General features: G+C 72.0%; 17 protein-coding genes and 1 riboswitch. Of the genes, 9 read left to right on the top strand and 8 right to left on the bottom strand.

The genetic code is table 11. The annotated features are described in order from the left end of the window. The first annotated feature begins 2 nt into the window (after positions 1-2). The 6 genes from AVW11_RS05830 to AVW11_RS05805 are packed head-to-tail and all read left to right on the top strand — an operon-like array spanning position 3 to position 3,796. Positions 3-923, top strand: coding sequence for an ABC transporter ATP-binding protein (locus tag AVW11_RS05830; protein WP_060177897.1), 921 nt, complete (start codon positions 3-5; stop codon positions 921-923). After that, on the top strand, positions 907-1,737 hold the full coding sequence (locus tag AVW11_RS05825; protein ID WP_076043428.1) for an ABC transporter permease: 831 nt from the start codon (positions 907-909) through the stop codon (positions 1,735-1,737). Before AVW11_RS05830 ends, AVW11_RS05825 begins: the two co-directional genes overlap by 17 nt. After that, positions 1,734-1,979, top strand: a complete 246-nt coding sequence (locus tag AVW11_RS05820; RefSeq protein ID WP_030838244.1) for an acyl carrier protein — start codon at positions 1,734-1,736, stop codon at positions 1,977-1,979. Before AVW11_RS05825 ends, AVW11_RS05820 begins: the two co-directional genes overlap by 4 nt. After that, entirely contained in the window at positions 1,976-2,692 is a 717-nt protein-coding gene (locus AVW11_RS05815) for a phosphatase PAP2 family protein (protein WP_076043427.1), read from the top strand. Before AVW11_RS05820 ends, AVW11_RS05815 begins: the two co-directional genes overlap by 4 nt. After that, the gene (locus AVW11_RS05810) at positions 2,673-3,320 is read left to right on the top strand and encodes a class I SAM-dependent methyltransferase (RefSeq protein ID WP_030838238.1); all 648 of its coding nucleotides are present in this window, start codon (positions 2,673-2,675) and stop codon (positions 3,318-3,320) included. The genes AVW11_RS05815 and AVW11_RS05810 overlap by 20 nt, the downstream gene beginning before the upstream one ends. Beyond that, positions 3,317-3,796 (top strand): NUDIX hydrolase, encoded by a 480-nt coding sequence (locus AVW11_RS05805; RefSeq protein WP_051699397.1) that lies wholly within the window; start codon positions 3,317-3,319, stop codon positions 3,794-3,796. The genes AVW11_RS05810 and AVW11_RS05805 overlap by 4 nt, the downstream gene beginning before the upstream one ends. A gap of 57 nt (positions 3,797-3,853) precedes the next feature. On the opposite strand, the gene AVW11_RS05800 is transcribed toward AVW11_RS05805, so the two are convergent. From AVW11_RS05800 to AVW11_RS05785, 4 genes are all read right to left on the bottom strand, one after another. Continuing rightward, positions 3,854-4,504 (bottom strand): thymidine kinase, encoded by a 651-nt coding sequence (locus tag AVW11_RS05800; RefSeq protein WP_076043426.1) that lies wholly within the window; start codon positions 4,502-4,504, stop codon positions 3,854-3,856. A gap of 64 nt (positions 4,505-4,568) precedes the next feature. Continuing rightward, entirely contained in the window at positions 4,569-5,771 is a 1,203-nt protein-coding gene (locus AVW11_RS05795; RefSeq protein ID WP_030838229.1) for an alkaline phosphatase family protein, read from the bottom strand. Beyond that, positions 5,771-6,370, bottom strand: coding sequence for a DUF5998 family protein (locus tag AVW11_RS05790; RefSeq protein WP_030838227.1), 600 nt, complete (start codon positions 6,368-6,370; stop codon positions 5,771-5,773). Before AVW11_RS05790 ends, AVW11_RS05795 begins: the two co-directional genes overlap by 1 nt. Before the next feature lie 50 nt (positions 6,371-6,420). Then, complete coding sequence (locus AVW11_RS05785; RefSeq protein ID WP_420856366.1) at positions 6,421-9,210, bottom strand: bifunctional acetate--CoA ligase family protein/GNAT family N-acetyltransferase; 2,790 nt, start codon at positions 9,208-9,210, stop codon at positions 6,421-6,423. A gap of 178 nt (positions 9,211-9,388) precedes the next feature. Between AVW11_RS05785 and AVW11_RS05780 the strand changes: the two genes are divergently transcribed. Further along, positions 9,389-9,670, top strand: coding sequence for an HPr family phosphocarrier protein (locus AVW11_RS05780; protein ID WP_060177899.1), 282 nt, complete (start codon positions 9,389-9,391; stop codon positions 9,668-9,670). Between the two features lie 259 nt (positions 9,671-9,929). On the opposite strand, the gene AVW11_RS05775 is transcribed toward AVW11_RS05780, so the two are convergent. The 4 genes from AVW11_RS05775 to AVW11_RS05760 all read right to left on the bottom strand — a co-directional run bounded on the left by AVW11_RS05775 (position 9,930) and on the right by AVW11_RS05760 (position 14,761). Next, on the bottom strand, positions 9,930-10,607 hold the full coding sequence (locus AVW11_RS05775; RefSeq protein WP_060177900.1) for a GntR family transcriptional regulator: 678 nt from the start codon (positions 10,605-10,607) through the stop codon (positions 9,930-9,932). Between the two features lie 211 nt (positions 10,608-10,818). Beyond that, positions 10,819-11,619, bottom strand: coding sequence for a M23 family metallopeptidase (locus AVW11_RS05770; protein ID WP_030838221.1), 801 nt, complete (start codon positions 11,617-11,619; stop codon positions 10,819-10,821). 13 nt (positions 11,620-11,632) lie between these two features. Continuing rightward, positions 11,633-11,791: riboswitch (cyclic di-AMP (ydaO/yuaA leader) on the bottom strand. 214 nt (positions 11,792-12,005) lie between these two features. Further along, positions 12,006-13,373 carry a M16 family metallopeptidase gene (locus AVW11_RS05765; protein WP_060177957.1) on the bottom strand — a complete coding sequence of 456 codons (1,368 nt, stop codon included), beginning with the start codon at positions 13,371-13,373 and terminating at the stop codon, positions 12,006-12,008. Positions 13,374-13,393: 20 nt separating this feature from the next. Then, positions 13,394-14,761: a M16 family metallopeptidase gene (locus AVW11_RS05760; RefSeq protein WP_030838216.1), complete on the bottom strand. Its 1,368-nt coding sequence runs from the start codon at positions 14,759-14,761 to the stop codon at positions 13,394-13,396. A 241-nt stretch (positions 14,762-15,002) separates the two neighbouring features. Between AVW11_RS05760 and AVW11_RS05755 the strand changes: the two genes are divergently transcribed. Next, positions 15,003-17,459: a DNA gyrase/topoisomerase IV subunit A gene (locus tag AVW11_RS05755; protein ID WP_060177901.1), complete on the top strand. Its 2,457-nt coding sequence runs from the start codon at positions 15,003-15,005 to the stop codon at positions 17,457-17,459. A 106-nt stretch (positions 17,460-17,565) separates the two neighbouring features. Next, a complete protein-coding gene (locus AVW11_RS05750) occupies positions 17,566-19,656 on the top strand; it encodes a restriction endonuclease (RefSeq protein ID WP_206281883.1) in 2,091 nt (696 codons plus the stop codon). Positions 19,657-19,673 lie beyond the last annotated feature (17 nt).

The raw sequence follows: 19,673 nt of genomic DNA, 5'->3' as shown, positions 1-19,673 counted from the left end.
ACATGCCGGAAGACGCACCCTACGCGTACGAGGTCGAGGGGCTGTACAAGCACTACGCCGGCACCCCGGAGCCGGCCAATGCCGACATCTCCTTCCGTATCAGGCAGGGAGAGTTCTTCGGGCTGCTGGGCAGCAACGGGGCGGGGAAGACGAGCCTGGTCAAGCAGATGATCGGCCTGGTGCGGCCGGACGGCGGGACGGTGCGGCTCCTGGGGCGCGACGTGTTCACGCACCCGCGCTTCACCACGGTCAACGTCGGCTACATGCCCCAGACCGCCTTCGCACTCAACAGCCTCACCGTCAGGGAAGCCGTCTATTTCAGCGCGCACCTGCGAGGTATGGCGTCCAGGGCCACCGCCAAGCGGGAACGCGACGCCGTTCTGGAGCTGCTGGGCCTCGGTCACCTGGCCGGCAAGGTCGCCCGGCAGCTGTCCGGTGGAGAACGCAGACTGCTCCAGATCGCGGTGACCCTGACCGCCTCACCCCCCGTGCTGATCCTGGACGAACCGACCAACGAACTGGACCCCTCACGGCGCCGCCAGGTGTGGCAGCTGCTGAGGGACCTCAACCAGCGGGACGGCCGCACGATCATCCTCATCACCCACAACGCCATCGAGGCGGAACAGGTGATCGAGCGGGTCGGCATCCTCAAAGCCGGTCGACTGGTCGCGCTGGGCGCGCCCGCAGAGTTGAAGGCCTCGCTCCGCTCCCAGGTCCACCTGTCGATCACGCTGGACGACACGCAGCCGCTCGGATTGCTGCCCGACTACGTACACGTGCAGTCCCAGCACCGGGGGAGGGTCGTGGCCCTGGTCGACGCCGCGGACCTGCCGCACCTGACCAAGGACGTGAACCTCGCCCAGTTCCCCGAGTTCACCATGCACACCGCGACCCTGGAAGACGTCTATGTCAGCTACGCGTGACGAGAAGCTCGGCCTCGGCCTCGCCTCGCAGGTCTGGGACCTGTTCCACATCCAGCTCACCAACTGGCGCTGGTCCTGGCCCCAGATGGTGCTCACGGGCATGCTCGCCCCGCTCGTCAGCATCGCCGCCCTGGGCCTCTTCGCCCGGAACTCCGGCCACGGCGCCACCGAGTACGTCCTGACCGGCAGCGTCACGATGGCGATCCTGTTCGAGACACAAAACAAGATCGCCAGCAACTTCGCGTTCATGCGCGGCAACGGCGCGTTCGAGTACTACGCCGCTCTGCCGGTACGGCGTGAGGCACTGATCCTGGCGACCCTCGGCGCGTTCTCGCTGCTGTCGCTGCCCGCCGTCGCCGTCACCCTGCTCCTCGGCTCCGCCCTGCTCGACGTTCCGCTGTCCTTCTCGCCCCTCGCCCCCGTGGCCCTGGTTCTCGCGCTTCTCCCCTCGGCGGGACTGGGAGCCTTCATCGGCAGCAGGTCCGCGACCATCGAGCAGGCGTCCTCCCTCAGCCTTGCCACCACTCTCCTCATGATGGCCGCGGGACCGGTGGCCGTCCCACCGGAGCTGCTCCCCGACGCGCTGACCTGGATCGGCCACGCCAATCCCGCCGTGTACGCCTCTGACAGCCTGCGCCACTCCCTCACCAGTCCCAGCCCCACGAGCGCTCTCTCGGACATGGCGGTACTCGCCGCCTTCTCCCTCGCCGTCTGGGTCCTGACCAGCACCCGCATGCACTGGCGTGCCCGCTACGGGCGCCGTGCGGCAGGACAGGACCAGCGAGCACACCTCACGGAAGGAAGACACACATGACCGAACAGGAGTTCATCGCCGTCCTGGCGCCCCTGATGGTGGAAATCACCGGGAACGCGGTATCGAACGACGATCTGGACGTCACCTTCGCCGACCTGGAGATCGACTCCCTCAACCAGGTCGAGATCATCAGTCATGTCGAGGACGCGTTCGGCTGCCAGCTGGACGACAGCACCCTGCGGACGATCCACAGCCCTCGCGAGCTCATGGAGCACGTCGCGAAGGCCACCTCGGCCACATGAAGCGGCCCCACCGCGTGCACGGGGTCCGGCCCTGGCCGTGGCTCGGCGGGTGGGCCGCGGCCCATGCCGGCCTGCTGCTCGTCCTCGTCGTCCTCCACCAGGACGTACGAGTGAGCGGGACGCTCTGTTCCTGGACGCAGCGCGGAGCGTCCCGCGTCCGGCTCCTGGAGACGCTGACGACCTGGGGCAACCCCTGGCCGGTCACCCTCCTTGCCGCGGGATCCGCATGCTTGGCACTCGTCCGACGGGACTTCACTGCCGCCGCCGTCCTCGTGGCCGTTCCGTACGCAGCCGCCGTGAGCTGCAACCTGATCAAGACATGGGCCGGCCGGCAGCGCCCCGACCTCGCCTGCGTCTCCGCGCACGCCGACGGGTTCAGCTTCCCCAGCGGCCATGCGGTCGGAGTGACGACCGGCTTCCTGCTGGCCGCCCTCTACGCCGGCGGCCACCTGCCCCGTCTCCTGTCGACGACGCTCCTCGTGGCGGCCGCGCTGGGCGCCGAAGCCGTCACGTGGAGCCGGGTCCTCCTCGGTGCGCACTTCAGCGTGGACGTCCTCGCGGGACAGCTGCTGGGGGCCGGTTGGCTGGCCGTCGCCGCCGTCATGCTGTCCCGCCGGCCGCCCCCCGGCTCGCGCGGCCGGGCCGGCCCGGGGGTACCGCGCTCCGCGGATCCGGCCGTGCCATCATGGCGCCGTGCCGTTCAATCACAATGACCACTATCACGACCTCTTACTGCGCGAACTGCCCGCAGCCGGCCGAAGGGCCCTGGACATCGGCTGTGGCAACGGGAAGTTCGCCCAGAAGCTCGCTCTCCGGGGAATGGCGGTGGACGCCGTCGACGCGGACGGCGACGTCATCGCCGCCGCGCGGGAGGAGGCCGGCGCACTCGGACTCCCCGCGGAAATCCGCTTCGAGCAGGCGGACATCACCCGTATGACGCTGCCGCCGAACACGTACGACTACATCTCCTGCCTGGCCAGCATCCACCACGTGCCCCTCGAGACGGTGGAGAGGCTGCGTGAGGCGCTGACCGCCGACGGCGTCCTGGTGATCCTCGGCTGCTACCGGGAAACGACGTTGCCGGACCACGTCGTGAGCGCTCTGGCAGTCCCCGTGAACGCCGCGTACCGCCTTGCGGTGTTCGCCTGGGAGCAACGGCCGGCAGTCCGCAGGAACGCCCCCCGCCGGCTCCCGGAGGCACCCGTCGCTGCACCCCGTGTGTCTCTCGCGCAGATCAGGGAGTACGCGTCGACGCGGCTTCCACGCAGTGACATCCGCCGACTGCTGTTCTGGAGATACCTCCTGGTGTTCCGCAACGGCCGCGGTGCGGGCGCACGGTGACCGGCACCGCGCAGGCGGAACCCCCGCCGCGGTCCTCGTACGTACTGGGCGCGACGTGTGTCGCCTTCAACGACGCGGGACACGTCCTCGTCACCCGCCGGCGCTCCCCCGAACGGTGGGAACTCCCCGGAGGGCTGGTCGACCCTCAGGAGTCCTTCCACGAAGCCGCCGTGCGCGAGACCTACGAGGAGACCGGAGTCCTCGTCGAGGTGAACGGCCTGGTAGGGGTCTACCAGCATCCGAGCCGGGGCATCCTCGCAGGACTGTTCCTCGCGACGGCACTCTCAGGAGATCCGCACCCGACCCCGGAAGCCAGTGCCGCCGAGTGGGCGGAGGTCGGGGATGCCCTGGAACGGCTGCACCCTCTCTACCGCCCCCGCTTGGAAGATGTGCTCGCTGCCACGAGCACCGCCACCCTGCGGGTCCACGAAGGCACCTCCGTCCTGTCCCTGCTGACCGCCGCCCGCATCCGATAGTGCGGGCCCGTCGCCGCTTTCGGGCCCGTGCGCCGGGTCACGGTCCCGGTGGGCCGGTCAGGGGCGGTTGACCGGGAGGACGTCCGGGGAGAGGGCGGCCGCGTGGGCTGCGGCGCTGGTCATGTGGCGGCGGTGGTGGCGGCGGCAGAGGACCTCGTAGCCGATCTCCTCCGACGGGCGGTTCACGTCGCCGACGACGACCTGCTCGCCCTCGACGACCATCACGCCGCCGACCGTACGGGCGTTGTGCGTGGCCCGGGCGCCGCACCAGCACAGGGCCTCGACCTGGAGCTGCTCTATCCGGTCGGCGAGCTCGATCAGGCGCTGCGAGCCGGGGAAGAGCTTCGTGCGGAAGTCCGTCGTGATGCCGAAGGCGAAGACGTCCATGTCGAGGTCGTCGACGATCCGGGCCAGCTGGTCGATCTGCTCCGGGGCGAGGAACTGGGCCTCGTCGACGATCACGTAGTCCGCCCGGCCGCCCTGCGAGAGCTCGCCCACGAGGTAGGCGTAGAGGTCCATGGCGTCGGCGACCTCGACCGCTTCCGTGACCAGGCCGAGGCGGGAGGACAGCTTGCCCTCGCCGGCGCGGTCCTGGCGGGTGAAGATCACGCCCTGCAGACCGCGGGCCGAGCGGTTGTGCGTGATCTGGAGCGCCAGAGTGCTCTTTCCGCAGTCCATCGTTCCGGAGAAGAACACCAGCTCGGGCATGGGAAGTAGGGGCCTTTCGGGTCGTGGGCGGCTCGGTTGCCGGGGCGGGCGGGACCAGGAGTGGTCAGGTGCGGATCTCGAGCAGCGGGACGAGCTGTTCGGCCGCGGTCATCGAGCCGTGCATTCCGGCGAGCGCGGACTCGTTCGGCTCGTTGCGCGACGCGGTGATCGCGACATCGGCCTGGGCCGCCGCGACCACGTCGCCGATCCGGCCGAGGACACGCTCGTCGCACTCCCCCGCCGGGCCGAACCAGCCCAGCTCCAGGGCCTCTTCGCGGCTCGCCACCCAGAAGCGGTCGCCGAGCACCTCGCGCCACACGGTCAGCACGTCGGCTTCCGCCCCCGGCACCGCGTACACGTGCCGGGCCCGGCCCTCGCCGCCGAGCAGGGCGACGCCGGCGCCCAGCTCCCAGTCCTCGTCGAAGTCGATCCGCGCGTCCTCGTCGAAGGGGACGTCGATCATCCCGTGGTCGGCGGTCACGTACAGCGCGGTACGCGGCGGGAGCTGCTCGGCGAGCCGCTGGACGAGCCGGTCCACGTACATCAGCTGGCCGCGCCAGGCGTCCGAGTCCACGCCGTGGCGGTGGCCGGCCCCGTCGAGCTCGCTGTAGTAGGTGTACACGAGCGAGCGGTCACCGGCCGCGAGGCGTTCGGCGGCCAGGTCCATCCGCTCCTCGCCGGTCATCCGGCCGAGGAACGTGCCGCCGCTGAGGGCGACCTTGGTGAGGGGGGTGGTCTGGAAGGCGGGCGAGGACACCTGCGCGGTCGCCACACCGGCCTTGTCGGCCTCCTGGAAGACCGTCGGGTACGGCTGCCACGGCTTCGGCGGCGTCCACGGGTGCCAGCGGAGCTGGTTCATCAGCTCGCCGGTGGCCGGGTTGCGCACGGTGTAGCCGGGCAGTCCGTGGCGGGCCGGCGGCAGGCCGGTGCCGACGGAGGCCAGCGAGGTCGCGGTGGTCGCCGGGAATCCCGCGGTGATCGGGCGTCCGGTGCCGCCGCGCGAGCTGCCGAGGAGGGAGGCCAGGTAGGGGGCCTCGTCCGCGTGGGCCTTGATCTGCTCCCAGCCCATGCCGTCGACGAGGAAGACGCAGTTGCGGTCGGCGGGGGTCAGCTCGGCGATGGCGGCGGTGTAGCCGGGGACGCCCTGTCCGGCCACGAGCGTCGGCAGCAGGTCGGCGAGCGACCCGGCGCCGTACTCCGGGACGGGGGCGCCGGCCAGGTCCAGCAGCTCCGGCTCGGTCCAGTCCTGCGGTGCGGAGTACACCATCAGCGGGCGGAGGTGGAGGACGTGGCTGCGGTCGCCTCGCTCAGTGCCTGCGCGAAGAGCAGCGTCTGGCGCACGGCCTCCGGTCCGTCTCCGGCCTCGCTGACCCGCAGGCTGAGGTCGTCGGCGGTGGAGTTGCCGGTGTAGCCGTGGTCGGAGTCGCAGTTGGGGTCGCCGCAGGCGGCCGGCTCCAGGTCGATCCGCGAGACCGCGCCCCAGCCGATGGTCAGGACGACCTCGCGGGGCAGGGTGCCGGGGGTGTAGGACTCCGGGTTGGCGACGACGCGGCTGAGCACCACGGAGGAGATGCTGGAGAGCTTGACCGACTCGGTGGAGGTCGTCGCGTACGGGGACGGGGACCCGGCGTCGGCTGCCTGCTCGTCGGTGTGGCTGACGATGAAGCGGTTGCCGGTCAGGACCAGCACGGTGACGTGGCGGCGCACCTCGTTGGAGTCGAAGGTCGTCTCCTGGTGGACCAGGTACGACGAGATCGGCTCGCCGCCCACCGCGGCCTCCACCGCCTCGGCCACGAGGGCCGGGTAGTAGCCGCTGCGCTCGATCGCCGTGCGCAGCCCCTGGGTCGTCGTACCGGATTTCGCCATGGGGTCAATGGTAAGGCCCATCGGGTGCCGTCCTACCGCGCCGTACCCGCTCAGTAACTGGGGAGGGTCCGCGGCCCGAGATCGCCGCGGGCGGGCGGATGGGCGATCCGGACCGTGGCGCTGAGCACGGAGATCCCCTCGACGGCGACGACGACCGGTTCCAGGGAGACGCCGATCACCTCGGGATGGTCGTCCACGAGCCGGGACAGCCGCAGGAGCACCTCCTCCAGGGCGGGGGTGTCGACCGGGTCGCTGCCGCGCCAGCCGAAGAGGAGGGGCGCCGCCCGGATGGACCGGACCAGTGCGGCGGCGTCCCGGTCGGTGGCCGGGACCAGCCGGTGGGCGGTGTCGCCGAGCAGCTCGGAGGCGACGCCGGCGAGGCCGAAGGAGAGGACGGCGCCGGCGGCCGGGTCGATCACGGACCGGACGACGGTGTCGACGCCCCGCGGCACCATGGCCTGGACCACGGGCTGGAGCTCGGCCGGCTTGCCCAGCGCGTCGGTGAGCTCCTCGTACGAGCGCCGCAGCTCGGCCTCGTTCGTGAGGTCGAGCCGTACGCCGCCCAGGTCCGCGCGGTGGCGCAGGTGCGAGGCGGTGGTCTTGAGGGCGACCGGGTATCCGAGGACCTCCGCGGCCCGGACGGCGGCATCCGCGCTGGGCGCGGGCAGGGTGGGCAGGACCCGGATCCCGTAGCGCGCGAGGAGCTCGCGGGCGTCCCAGTCGCCGAGGGTCAGTACGGCTTCGCCGTCGACGTCGGCGAGGAGCCCGGCGAGCTGGGTGGCGGCGCCGGCCTCGTCGATGTCCTCGTATTCGGGGACCTGCCCGGCGTCGGCGAGGGCCCGCCGCCACTGGCCGTAGCGCACGGCCTCGGCGACGGCCTTCACGGCGCGTTCGGCGGCGGGGTAGCTGGGGATCCGGACCGGGGCGGCGGTGGCGGCGGCCGCGTGGGCGGCCGGGGTCCAGGGGCTGTCCGCCGCGGGGCGGTCCGGCGTCTCGGCGGCGGGTCCGCGGGTCGCGGACAGGGCCTGCACCAGTTCGGCCAGTTCCACGTGGACGACCGCGACCGGCTTGCCGGGGGTCTCGGCGACGGCCTCGCGAAGGGCGTCGGCCAGGTCGTCGGCGAGGGCGTGCTCGCTGACCCACGGGATGGCGGTGACGACGACCGCGTCGCAGTCGTCGGAGGCGAGGGCTGCGGCGAGGGCGGTGCGGAAGTCCGCCGGGGAGGCGGCGGTCGTCAGGTCCAGGGGCGGCAGCGGACGCAGGCCCCGGGTCAGGCAGGCGTCGTAGGTGAGGACGCCGAGGGACTCGGAGTTGCCGAGGATGGCGATCCGGGGTCCGGCGGGCAGCGGCTGTGAGGCCAGCAGCAGGCCGACGTCGACCAGCTCGGTCACCGTGTCGACCCGGATGACGCCGGCCTGCCGCAGCAGGGCGGAGACAGTGTCCTCCGACAGCCGGGTATCGGGGACGACGTGCCCGGCGGGGGTGTGCCGGCCGCCCTTGGCGACGACCACGGGCTTGACGGCCGCCGTCCGGCGGGCGAGGCGGGTGAACTTCCGGGGGTTGCCGAGGGTTTCGAGGTACATCAGGGCGACATCGGTGGCCTCGTCCTCGTACCAGTACTGGAGGATGTCGTTGCCGGAGACGTCGGCCCGGTTGCCGGCGGAGACGAAGGAGGACAGGCCTTCGCCTCGCCGGAGCAGCGCCGAGAGCAGGGCGATCCCGATCGCCCCGGACTGCGTGAACAGGCCGGTCCGGCCGCGCACCGGCATCGGGGCGGGGGTCAGCGAGGCGTTGAGCTCCACCTCCGGGGCGGTGTTGATCACCCCGTAGGCGTTGGGTCCGATGAGGCGCATCCCGTACGAGCGCACCTGCCGCAGCAGCTCGCGCTGGCGGGCCAGCCCGGCCGGGCCGCTGTCCCCGTATCCGGCGGAGAGGACGACGAGCCCCTGCACGCCGTGCTCGCCGCAGGCGGCCACCGCGTCCGGGACCCGGTCGGCCGGAACGGCGATCACCGCGAGGTCGACGGGGGCGCCGATGGCCTCGACGGAGCGGTAGGCGCGCACGCCGTCGAGGAGGTCGCGCGTGACGGCCTCGTTGACGGCGTAGAGGTGGCCGTGGAAGCCGCTGTCGCGCAGGTTGCGCAGGGCGGCCGCGCCCACGCCGGCGCCGGAACGGCTGACTCCGACGACGGCGACCGAGCCGGGGGCCAGCAGGCGCTGCACGGAGCGGGCCTCGGCGCGCTGTTCCCGGGCGCGCTGCACCGCGAGGGACTCGGCGGTGGGTTCGAGGTCGAGGGTGAGGTGCACGGAGCCGTCCTCGAAGCTGCGCTTCTGCTCGTAGCCGACGTCCGTGAACACCTTGATCATCTTGGTGTTGGCGGGCAGCACCTCGGCGGCGAACCTGCGGATGCCCCGTTCGCGGGCCACCGCGCCGATGTGTTCGAGGAGCGCGGAGGCGACCCCCCGGCCCTGGTGGGCGTCCTGGACGAGGAAGGCGACCTCGGCCTCGTCGGCGGGGGCGGAGGCGGGCCGGCCGTCGGGGCCGATGCGGTCGTAGCGGACGGTGCCGATGAACTCCTCGCCGACGGTGGCGGCGAGGCCCACCCGGTCCACGTAGTCGTGGTGCGTGAAGCGGTGCACGTCGCGGTCGGAGAGGCGGGGGTAGGGCGCGAAGAAGCGGTAGTACTTCGACTCGTCCGAGACCTGCTCGTAGAAGCTGACGAGCCGGCCGGCGTCCTCGGTGGTGATGGGCCTGATCCGGGCGGTGCCGCCGTCGCGGAGGACGACGTCGGCCTCCCAGTGGGCCGGGTAGGACGGGTCCGACTCTATGGTCATGCGCATACCTTACGGCCGGACCGGGCCGGACAGCGCTCGCGCGGCGCAGTAGGCAAGCCGGACAAAGCGGTGCAAGCTGGGGAACGTCGGCGAGCGGCGGAATTCAGGCCGAAGGTCGGTCGGAGCATTCGGGGTGCCGTGAGAGACTGGTCTAGACAACCATAAGAACCTGAAGGGCATCACCATGGCAGAGCGCCGCGTCAACGTCGGTTGGGCCGAGGGCCTGCACGCTCGTCCCGCCTCGATCTTCGTCCGTGCGACGACCGCTTCCGGCGTCCCGGTGACCATCGCGAAGTCCGGCGGCGACCCCGTCAACGCCGCCTCCATGCTGGCGGTGCTGGGCCTGGGCGCCCAGGGCGGCGAGGAGATCGTCCTCGCCTCCGACGCCGAGGGTGCGGAGGCCGCGCTGGACCGCCTCGCGAAGCTGGTCGCCGAGGGCCTCGAAGAGCTCCCCGAGACCGTCTGACCCTTCGGGTTCACCCCGCGCGACGCGAACGGCGAAGCCGCGGCCCCCCGGCGGGGACCGCGGCTTCGCCGTTCCCGCACCCCTGCGCGGGAACCCGGAGCCCGAGGGGACCTGCACCTCGGGGAAATTCGCCTCGACGGAAAAATAAGACCGGCACCGCCCCGCCGTGCGGCATTCCAGCCGCCCTGCCGGAATTCGGCGCAGAGAATTACCCCGCGAACCGAATTCGCGCGATCCCGTCCTTTGTATACGGCTCCTGTTAATGCCGGCCGCTCGACATGTTTACGGCAGGTTGCGAAGTGCTCACCGCCGGCCGCTGCCGGAGCCGGTGCGCGGCGGCCGCGCGATCGGCGTGGACCGCGGCCAGGGTCCGCGCCCGCTCGGCGTCCCCGCGGGCCACCGCGTCCACGATCGCGCCGTGTTCCGCCCAGGACTCCACGGGCCGCGCCGGCGCCTCCACCACGAACATCCACGCCACCTTGTGCCGCATCTGAGTGAGCAGGGCGATCAGCCCGGGGCTGCCCGAGGCCTGCGCGAGCGTCTCGTGGAACCAGCCGCCCAGCGACCGCAGATCCTCGCCCTGACCCCGCCTGGCCCGCTCCTGACCCAGCCTGACCAGCCCCCGCAGCACCTTGAGGTGCGCGTCGGTGCGGCGCCGGGCGGCCCTGGCCGCCGCCAGCGGCTCCAGCAGAACCCGCAGCTCCAGCAGATCCGCCGCCTCCTGGGCGGTCGGCTCGGCCACACAGGCCCCCGCGTGCCGCCGCGTGGTCACGAAGCCCTCGGACTCCAGCGTCCGCAGGGCCTCGCGGACCGGGACGCGCGAGACCCCGTACCGGCGGGCCAGCACCTCCTCGGTCAGCCGACCGCCCGGCTCGAACACCCCGGAGACGATGTCGTCGCGAATTGCCGTGCATACCGCGTGCGCAGGAATACGCAAGACCGAACCTCCGCCTATTTCCGACCGCCAGCCCCCGTGCGCACCCACGCGCGCACGCTTCGACTCTATTGCAGCACAGCATAATTTCGAGAGCCGACGGAAATCCGAAACATTGCGCCGGAGTGCGAAAAACACGAAGACCCCGGCTCGGGAGGCGGGGTCTTCGCGGAGGTGTGCGCTGCGCGCTGTGCCCTACGGGCGGCGCGGAGGGTCAGAGGCTGACGCCGTGCGAGCGCAGGTAGGCGATCGGGTCGATGTCCGAGCCGTACTGCGAGCCGGTGCGGGCCTCGAAGTGCAGGTGCGGGCCACTGGAGTTGCCGGTGGAGCCCGACAGGCCGATCTGCTGGCCCGGGGTGACCTGCTGGCCGACGGAGACGTTCAGCGAGGACAGGTGGCCGTACTGCGTGAAGGTGCCGTCGTTGTGCTTGATGACGACGTTGTTGCCGTACGCACCGCCCCAGCCGGCCTCGACGACGGTACCGAAGCCCACCGCGTGGACCGAAGTGCCGGAGGCGGCGTGGAAGTCGATGCCGGTGTGGCTGCCGGAAGACCACATGCCGCCGCCCGCCTTGTACTGCGTGCTGACGTACGAGCCGTCCAGCGGGGAGACAAAGGTGTTGAGGCGCTTGCGCTCCTCCTCACGGGCGGCGCGCTCGGCGGCCTCGCGCTCGGCCTTCGCCTTGGCCTCGGCGAGGCGCTTGGCCTCGGCGGCCTTCTGCTTGGCGTCGGCCTCGGCCTGCGCCTTGGCGGCGGCGTGCTCGGCGGCGCGCTGCTGGGACTCGGCCTGGTCCGCGATGTCGCCCGCGAGGTCCTCGGCGACGACGACGGCGCCCAGCCCGTTCTCCGGGGCGGAGCTGCCGTGGTTGTCGGCGGCGAAGGCCGGGGCGGCGAGGGAGCCGACCACACCCGTGGTGGCGATCGCGGCGATGCCGGCGTAGCCGGCGGTCTTCTTGCTCAGGCGGCTGGAACCACGGTGCTTGCCGGTACCAGCGGGACGACTGCCAAACGCCATGAAGGGTTTGATCCTTTCCTTCCTTCTCGCCTACCGGGTTAGCTGACGGGTTCGGAGCAGGAAGGTCTCCTACGGGCCTCCTCTTGCGAGGGGGTCCGATTCACCCCAGGGACTGATGTGGGTCCCCGGCTCCCCAGGCTCGCGCCTGACGGGGACTCGGCGATCGCTGCCCGGTGCCGCGGGTGCGGCGGGCACAACTGACGGACAGCACGCCCGACGCTAGGCGGATCATCAGTCAATCGCCAAACAGACGCGCCTTTTTGTTGCGTACGCCACATCACATACAAGCAACCTCATCACCAAACGGACAAAAGGGGCTCCGACGGAAATCCGTCGGAGCCCCTTGCGCAGTGCGTCAGTTGCCCGTCATCCGGGCGCCCGCGGGGTCAGTTGCTGACGACCGTGACCTCGCCGATCCCGAGGGCCCGCACCGGCTCCTCGATCAGCGCGGCGTCGCCCACCAGGATCGTGACCAGCCGGTCCGCCGGGAAGGCCTTCACGACCGCCGCCGTCGCCTCCACCGTGCCGGTCTCGGCCAACTGCGCGTACAGCTGCGCCTGGTAGTCGTCCGGCAGCTCCTGCTCGACCTGGTCGGCCAGGGTCCCGGCGACCGAGGCGGCGGTCTCGAACTTCAGCGGGGCCACGCCCACGAGGTTCTGCACGGCCACATCGCGCTCGGCGTCGGTCAGACCGCCCTCCGCGAGGGTGCGCAGCACCTTCCAGAGGTCCTCCAGCGCCGGCCCCGTGTTGGGGGTGTCCACCGAGCCGCTGATGGCGAGCATGGAGGCGCCCTTGCCGTCGGCGGTGGAGCGCAGCACCTGGCCGAAGGCGCGCACGCCGTAGGTGTACCCCTTCTCCTCGCGCAGCACCTTGTCCAGGCGGGAGGTGAGGGTGCCGCCCAGGCAGTACGTGCCGAGCACCTGGGCCGCCCAGACGCGGTCGTGGCGGTCCGGCCCGATGCGCCCGATCAGCAGCTGCGTCTGGACCGCGCCGGGCCGGTCGACGATGACCACGCGGCCGGTGTCGTCGGCGGTCACCGGCGGCACGGGGCGGGCCTCGGCGGTGTCGCCGGTCCAGGCGCCCAGGGTGTCCGCGAGCACCGCGTCCAGGTCGATGCCGGTCAGGTCGCCGACGACCACCGCGGTGGCGGTGGCGGGGCGTACGTGCGCCTCGTAGAAGGCGCGTACGGCGGCGGAGTCGATCCGCGCGACCGTCTCCTCGGTGCCCTGGCGCGGCCGGGACATCCGCAGCGAGGCCGGGAAGAGCTCCTTGGAGAGCTGCTTGGCGGCGCGGCGCTGCGGGTTGGCCAGCTCGTGGGGGATCTCGTCGAGTCGGTTGCGCACCAGCCGGTCGACCTCGGCGTCGGCGAACGCGGGGGCGCGCAGCGCCTCGGCGAGCAGGCCCAGCGCCTTGGCCAGCCGGGAGGCCGGGACCTCCAGGGAGACCCGCAGGCCGGGGTGGTCGGCGTGCGCGTCGAGGGTGGCCCCGCAGCGCTCCAGCTCGGCCGCGAACTCCTCGGCGGTGTGCTTGTCGGTGCCCTCCGACAGGGCGCGCGCCATGATGGTCGCCACGCCGTCCAGGCCCTCGGGCTCGGCGTCGAGGGGCGCGGTGAGGTTGATCTCCACCGCGACGACCTGCTGGCCCGGGCGGTGGCAGCGCAGCAGGGTCAGCCCGTTGGACAGCGTCGCGCGCTCGGGGGCCGGGAAGGCCCACGGCTGCGGCTCGCCCGCCTCGGGGCGCGGGTGGAAGGTCATCGTGACGGCTGCGGTGTCGCTCACTGCTCCGCCCCCTCGTTCTCGTCGCTGTCGGCGTTCTCTTCGCCCTCTTCGCCCTGGGCGCCGTCCGCCGCGAGCGGCTCGTAGACGAGCACCGCCCGGTTGTCCGGGCGCAGGCGGGCCGCGGCCACGGCCTGCACCTCCTCGGCGGTGACGTCGAGGACGCGCCGGACGGCCGTGAGGGCCAGCTGCGGGTCGCCGAACAGCACCGCGTAGCGGCACAGTTCGTCGGCGCGGCCGGCCACCGTGCTCAGCCGGTCCAGCCACTCGCGCTCCAGCTGCGCCTGGGCGCGCTCCATCTCCTCGGCGGTCGGGCCCTCGGCGGCGAACCGCGCGAGCTCCTCGTCGACGGCCGCCTCGATGGCGGGGATCTCGACACCGCTGGAGGTCTTGACGTCCAGCCAGCCCAGCGACGGCGCCCCGGCCAGGCGCAGCATGCCGAAGCCGGCGGCGACGGCCGTCTGGTCGCGGCGTACGAGACGGTTGTGCAGCAGGGAGGACTCGCCGCCGCCCAGGATGGTCAGGGCCACGTCGGCGGCGTCGCACTCGCGGGTGCCGTCGTGCGGCAGCCGGTAGGCGGCCATCAGCGCGCGGGCCGGGACCTCCTCGACGATCTCCTCGCGCAGCTGCTCCCCGATGATGTCGGGCAGCGAGCCGTCGCGGGGCGGCTGCTTGCCGTCGTGGGAGGGGATGGTGCCGAAGTACTTCTCGATCCAGGCGAGCGTCTTCTCCGGGTCGATGTCCCCGACGACCGACAGCACCGCGTTGTTGGGCGCGTAGTACGTACGGAAGAAGGCGCGCGCGTCCTCGAGGGACGCGGCGTCCAGGTCGGCCATGGAGCCGATCGGGGTGTGGTGGTACGGGTGGCCCTCGGGGTACGCCAGGGCGGTCAGCCGCTCGAAGGCGGTGCCGTAGGGGACGTTGTCGTAGCGCTGGCGGCGCTCGTTCTTGACGACGTCGCGCTGGTTCTCCATCGACTCGTCGTCCAGGGCGGCCAGCAGCGAGCCCATCCGGTCCGCCTCCAGCCAGAGCGCGAGCTCGAGCTGGTGGGTCGGCATCGTCTCGAAGTAGTTGGTGCGCTCGAAGCTGGTGGTCCCGTTGAGGGAGCCGCCGGCGCCCTGGACCAGCTCGAAGTGGCCGTTGCCCGGTACGCTCGCCGAACCCTGGAACATCAGGTGCTCGAAGAGGTGAGCCAGGCCGGTACGCCCCTTGACTTCGTGGCGCGAGCCGACGTCGTACCAGAGGCAGACCGCGGCGACCGGGGTCAGGTGGTCCTCGGACAACACCACGCGCAGGCCGTTGGCCAGCCGGTGCTCGGTCGCTGTCAGGCCGCCGGAGCCGGCCTGGGCTGTGGCCGTGTGACCCATGGGCATGTGGTCCCTTCGATCGCGATGCAGAGATTTCCGTCAGACCTGCCACTGTATGCAAGCGCGTCGGCCACCGGATAAGTTCCCGGGCCAGACCTGGGTCGGAGTCGGCGTTGTCGGCCCCTCGGGCCACAATGGTCGGCGTCGTACCCCCGCCGGACTCCGGCAGGACCCCGCCTGACCCCGCCAGACCAGCCAGACACCCAGCACATCCCATTCTTGGTTAAGGAGCCGCGCAGCGATGGCCCGCCGCAGCACGAAGACCCCGCCGCCGGAGGATTTCGAGGAGAAGATCCTCGACATCGACGTCGTCGACGAAATGCAGGGCTCCTTCCTCGAGTACGCGTACTCGGTGATCTACTCCCGTGCCCTGCCCGACGCGCGGGACGGCATGAAGCCGGTGCACCGCCGCATCGTGTACCAGATGAACGAGATGGGGCTGCGTCCCGACCGCGGGTACGTCAAGTGCGCCCGCGTCGTCGGCGAGGTGATGGGCAAGCTCCACCCCCACGGCGACGCCTCGATCTACGACGCCCTGGTGCGCATGGCGCAGCCCTTCTCGATGCGGCTGCCGCTGGTGGACGGCCACGGCAACTTCGGTTCGCTCGGCAACGACGACCCGCCGGCCGCGATGCGCTACACCGAGTGCCGGATGGCCGACGCCACGTCACTGATGACGGAGTCGATCGACGAGGACACCGTCGACTTCACCGCCAACTACGACGGCCAGGAGAAGGAGCCGGTCGCGCTCCCCGCCGCCTACCCGAACCTGCTGGTCAACGGCGCGTCCGGGATCGCGGTCGGCATGGCGACCAACATGCCCCCGCACAACCTCGGCGAGGTCATCGCCGCCGCCCGCCACCTGATCCGCCACCCGCACGCGGACCTGGAGGCGCTGATGCGCTTCGTCCCGGGTCCCGACCTGCCCACGGGCGGCCGGATCGTCGGCCTCTCGGGCATCAAGGACGCCTACGAGAACGGCCGCGGCTCCTTCAAGATCCGCGCGACGGTGGCCGTGGAGAACGTGACGGCCCGCCGCAAGGGCCTGGTCGTCACCGAACTTCCCTTCACGGTCGGCCCCGAGAAGGTCATCGCGAAGATCAAGGACCTGGTCGGCTCGAAGAAGCTCCAGGGCATCGCCGACGTCAAGGACCTCACCGACCGCGCCCACGGCCTGCGCCTGGTCATCGAGATCAAGAACGGCTTCCACCCGGAGGCCGTGCTGGAGCAGCTGTACAAGCTGACGCCGATGGAGGAGTCCTTCGGCATCAACAACGTGGCGCTGGTGGACGGCCAGCCGCTCACCCTCGGCCTCAAGGAACTGCTGGAGGTCTACCTCGACCACCGCTTCGAGGTCGTCCGGCGGCGCAGCGAGTTCCGCCGCACCAAGCGCCGGGACCGGCTGCACCTCGTCGAGGGCCTGCTCGTGGCCCTCGTCGACATCGACGAGGTCATCCGGCTGATCCGCGACAGCGAGAACTCCGCCCAGGCCAAGGCCCGGCTCATCGAGCGGTTCTCGCTCAGCGAGACCCAGACCCAGTACATCCTGGACACCCCGCTGCGCCGGCTCACCAAGTTCGACCGCCTGGAGCTGGAGTCGGAGCGCGACCGGCTGACGGGCGAGATCGACGAGCTCACCGGGATCCTGGAGTCCGACAACGAGCTGCGCAAGCTGGTCTCCGCGGAACTGGCCGCCGTCGCCAAGAAGTTCGGCACCGAGCGCCGCACGGTCCTGCTGGAGTCGGCGGGCACCGCGGTGGCCGCCGTTCCGCTGGAGGTCGCGGACGACCCGTGCCGGGTGCTGCTGTCCTCGACGGGCCTGCTGGCCCGTACGGCGAACGGCGAGCCGCTGCCGCAGGACGAGGGCGGCGCCCGGGCCAAGCACGACCTGATCGTCTCGCAGGTCGCGGCGACCGCGCGGGCCGACGTCGGCGTGGTCACCTCCGCTGGCCGGCTGCTGCGGCTGTCGGTGATCGACCTGCCGCAGCTGCCGGACACGCACGCAGCGCCGAACCTCGCGGGCGGCGCGCCGGTCTCGGAGTTCCTCTCCGGGCTGGAGGCGGACGAGAAGGTGGTCTGCCTGACCTCGCTGGACGAGTCCTCCCAGGGGCTGGCGCTCGGCACCGAGCAGGGCGTGGTCAAGCGAGTCGTCCCGGACTACCCGGCGAACAAGGACGAGCTGGAGGTCATCACCCTCAAGGACGGCGACCGGATCGTCGGCGCGGTCGAGCTGCGCACGGGCGAGGAGGACCTGGTCTTCATCACCGACGACGCCCAGCTGCTGCGCTACCCGGCGTCCCAGGTGCGCCCGCAGGGCCGTCCGGCGGGCGGCATGGCGGGGATCAAGCTCTCCGAGAACGCCAAGGTGATCCACTTCTCGGCCGTCGACCCGGGCCGGGACGCGGTGGTGTTCACGGTGGCCGGCTCGCACGGGACCCTGGACGACTCGGTGCTGTCCGGGAAGCTGACCCCGTTCGACCAGTACCCGCGCAAGGGCCGGGCCACCGGCGGCGTGCGCTGCCAGCGGTTCCTGAAGGGCGAGGACCTGCTGGTGCTGGCCTGGGCCGGCGGCGCCCCCGCCCGCGCGGCGGCGGCGAACGGCGCTCCTGCCGCCCTGCCGGCCCCGGACCCGCGCCGGGACGGCTCGGGTGCGGCCCTGCCGGCGGCCGTGGCGACGCTGGCGGGACCCGCACTGTAGGGGTTCCAGACCATTCGGGTGGTACGTCCGGGGGACGTACCACCCGAATGGCGACTAGTGTTTTCCCTCTTGGCACTGTCGGGTGGGGCGGGAGAACACAGAGCTGATGAGTCGTCGGTCGGGCGGATTGATCGGGGACTGGGCCGAGGCCCAGCGCCGCATGCAGCAGACGCAGCAGATCCAGCACCGCGAGGCGGAACGCCGACAACGCGCGTACGAACGCGAGGCGGCCCGGGGGCAGCGCGAGCAGCAGGCCGCCTACCGGCAGCATCGCGAGGCCGAGGCACGACGGCGTACGGAGCGCATCGAGGCGGAGGTCTCCGCGCTCCAGGGGCTGCTGGCCGCGGGCTGCCGGGCACCGGCGTTCCGTACCGCCGCACTGGTCAGGCCGGAGCAGCTGGAGCCCTTCGCCCCGGGGAATCTCGCCCATCCGCTGCCCATGCCGCGCCTTGAGCAGTTCCAGCAGCAGAGCAGCGGCTGGGCCCTCGGCCCGAACCGCCGGGCGCAGGCGGAGCGCGAGGCCCACGCCCGCTACACCCAGGCCTGGCAGGCGGCGCATGCCGCCGAGATGCAGCGGCAGCAGCAACTGGCGGCGTACCGGCAGCAGTACGACCAGTGGGCGGCGCAGCAGCTCGCCGGGATCCGGGAGCACAACAACGGTCTCGCCGAGCTGGCCAGGGCGCTGCGCGCGGGTGACGCCGATGCCGCCGTGGAGTACTTCTCGGCCGCCCTCTACGCCTCCACCGCCTGGCCCGAGGCACTGCCCAGGCAGCTGGCCGCCGCCTATGATCCGGGCGCGCGCGAGCTGGTGCTGGACTGGCAGCTGCCGGGATTCCAGGTGGTTCCCGAGGCCAAGTCGGTGCGGTACATGCCGAGTACGGACCAGGACAAGGAGACGGCTCGCCCCGCCACACAGCGGCGCGCGCTGTACCGGGACCTGCTGGCCCAGTGCCTGCTGCTGGTGGCGCGCGAGCTGTACGCCGCGGACGAGTTCGGCGCGCTCGAGTCCGTCGTGGTCAACGGCTTCGTGGACGACCACGATCCGGTGACGGGGCAGGAGGCGCAGATCGTGCTCGCTTCCGTGGCGGCGGCCCGCTCCGCCTTCGCGGGGCTTCGGCTGGAGCAGGTCAGCGCGGTCGACTGCCTGGTGGAGGGGTTGCGCGGGCAGCTGTCGGCGCGGCCCGACCAGCTGACGGCCGTACGCGCCGGGCGCAGGCCCGACGAGGTCGGCGGCGGAGTCGTCAGCCACGGCGGGCACACGGGCGGCGAGGAGGACGAGCCGGACCTCTTCGCCATGGACCCGATCGCCTTCGAGAACCTGGTGGCGGAGCTCTTCCGGGCGATGGGCATGGAGGCGGTGACCACGCAGCGGTCCGGCGACGGCGGCGTCGACATCGAGGCGAACGACCCTTCCCCGATCACCGGCGGCCGGATCGTGGTCCAGGTCAAGCGCTACCGCAACACCGTGCCGCCCACCGCGGTACGGGACCTGTACGGCACGGTCCAGGACAAGGGCGCGAACAAGGGGGTGCTGGTCACCACCTCGTCCTTCGGGCCGACGTCGTACACCTTCTCCAACGGCAAGCCGCTGGAGTTGGTTCCCGGGGAGAAGCTGGTGGAGCTCCTGCACCAGTACGGGCTGCGCGGCCGCCTCGGCGGCGGCCCGGCGGGCCCGGTCCCCGCGCAGCGCGCTGCGCAACCCGCGCCGCCGGACGACCACAACGTGCTCGGCATGACCTGGTCGGGCCGGGTCGCGCTGGACGTGTGCGCCCTGGTCTGCGCGGGCAACCGGGTGCTCAGCGAGGACCACTTCGTGTTCTTCAACAACCCGCGCACCCCGGACGGCGCGGTACGGGCCCGGGCGCACGCGGCGCCGGACAAGGCGGCGCTGGAGGTCTCCTTCGACTCCCTGCCGCGCGAGGCCGACCGGCTGGTGCTCGTGGCCGCCGTGGACCCGGAAGCCGATCCGCATGGCGACCTGGCCGGTTTCACCGACGCCCGGATCCGGCTCCTGGACGCGGCGGGCGCGGAGGCCGGGCAGCTGGAGGTCTCCGACGGCCGGGCGGGCGAAACCGCGCTGGTCCTCGGCTCGTTCCGGCGCAGGCCGAACGGCGACTGGGACTTCGTGATCGGCGGCAAGGGCTACCGCGGCGGTCTGGAGGACCTCCTGCGGGAGTACGGCGTCGAGGTCGCTTAGGGGGAGATAGGTGGAGC

It is taken from the genome of Streptomyces amritsarensis, from assembly GCF_001953875.1.
Lineage (GTDB): Bacteria > Actinomycetota > Actinomycetes > Streptomycetales > Streptomycetaceae > Streptomyces > Streptomyces amritsarensis.
Note: the sequence above shows the minus strand (reverse complement) of the source record. Positions and strands in the feature narration are given on the sequence as shown.

What these genes read in the sequence shown, in the direction of transcription:
- AVW11_RS05795 (WP_030838229.1), bottom strand. Translation starts at nt 5,771, where the DNA reads ATGGTGTACTCCGCACCGCAGGACTGGACCGAGCCGGAGCTGCTGGAC.
- AVW11_RS05820 (WP_030838244.1), top strand. Translation starts at nt 1,734, where the DNA reads ATGACCGAACAGGAGTTCATCGCCGTCCTGGCGCCCCTGATGGTGGAA.
- AVW11_RS05790 (WP_030838227.1), bottom strand. Translation starts at nt 6,370, where the DNA reads ATGGCGAAATCCGGTACGACGACCCAGGGGCTGCGCACGGCGATCGAG.
- AVW11_RS05760 (WP_030838216.1), bottom strand. Translation starts at nt 14,761, where the DNA reads ATGGGTCACACGGCCACAGCCCAGGCCGGCTCCGGCGGCCTGACAGCG.
- AVW11_RS05780 (WP_060177899.1), top strand. Translation starts at nt 9,389, where the DNA reads ATGGCAGAGCGCCGCGTCAACGTCGGTTGGGCCGAGGGCCTGCACGCT.
- AVW11_RS05750 (WP_206281883.1), top strand. Translation starts at nt 17,566, where the DNA reads ATGAGTCGTCGGTCGGGCGGATTGATCGGGGACTGGGCCGAGGCCCAG.
- AVW11_RS05770 (WP_030838221.1), bottom strand. Translation starts at nt 11,619, where the DNA reads ATGGCGTTTGGCAGTCGTCCCGCTGGTACCGGCAAGCACCGTGGTTCC.
- AVW11_RS05830 (WP_060177897.1), top strand. Translation starts at nt 3, where the DNA reads ATGCCGGAAGACGCACCCTACGCGTACGAGGTCGAGGGGCTGTACAAG.
- AVW11_RS05785 (WP_420856366.1), bottom strand. Translation starts at nt 9,210, where the DNA reads ATGCGCATGACCATAGAGTCGGACCCGTCCTACCCGGCCCACTGGGAG.
- AVW11_RS05755 (WP_060177901.1), top strand. Translation starts at nt 15,003, where the DNA reads ATGGCCCGCCGCAGCACGAAGACCCCGCCGCCGGAGGATTTCGAGGAG.
- AVW11_RS05765 (WP_060177957.1), bottom strand. Translation starts at nt 13,373, where the DNA reads ATGACCTTCCACCCGCGCCCCGAGGCGGGCGAGCCGCAGCCGTGGGCC.
- AVW11_RS05815 (WP_076043427.1), top strand. Translation starts at nt 1,976, where the DNA reads ATGAAGCGGCCCCACCGCGTGCACGGGGTCCGGCCCTGGCCGTGGCTC.
- AVW11_RS05800 (WP_076043426.1), bottom strand. Translation starts at nt 4,504, where the DNA reads ATGCCCGAGCTGGTGTTCTTCTCCGGAACGATGGACTGCGGAAAGAGC.
- AVW11_RS05825 (WP_076043428.1), top strand. Translation starts at nt 907, where the DNA reads ATGTCAGCTACGCGTGACGAGAAGCTCGGCCTCGGCCTCGCCTCGCAG.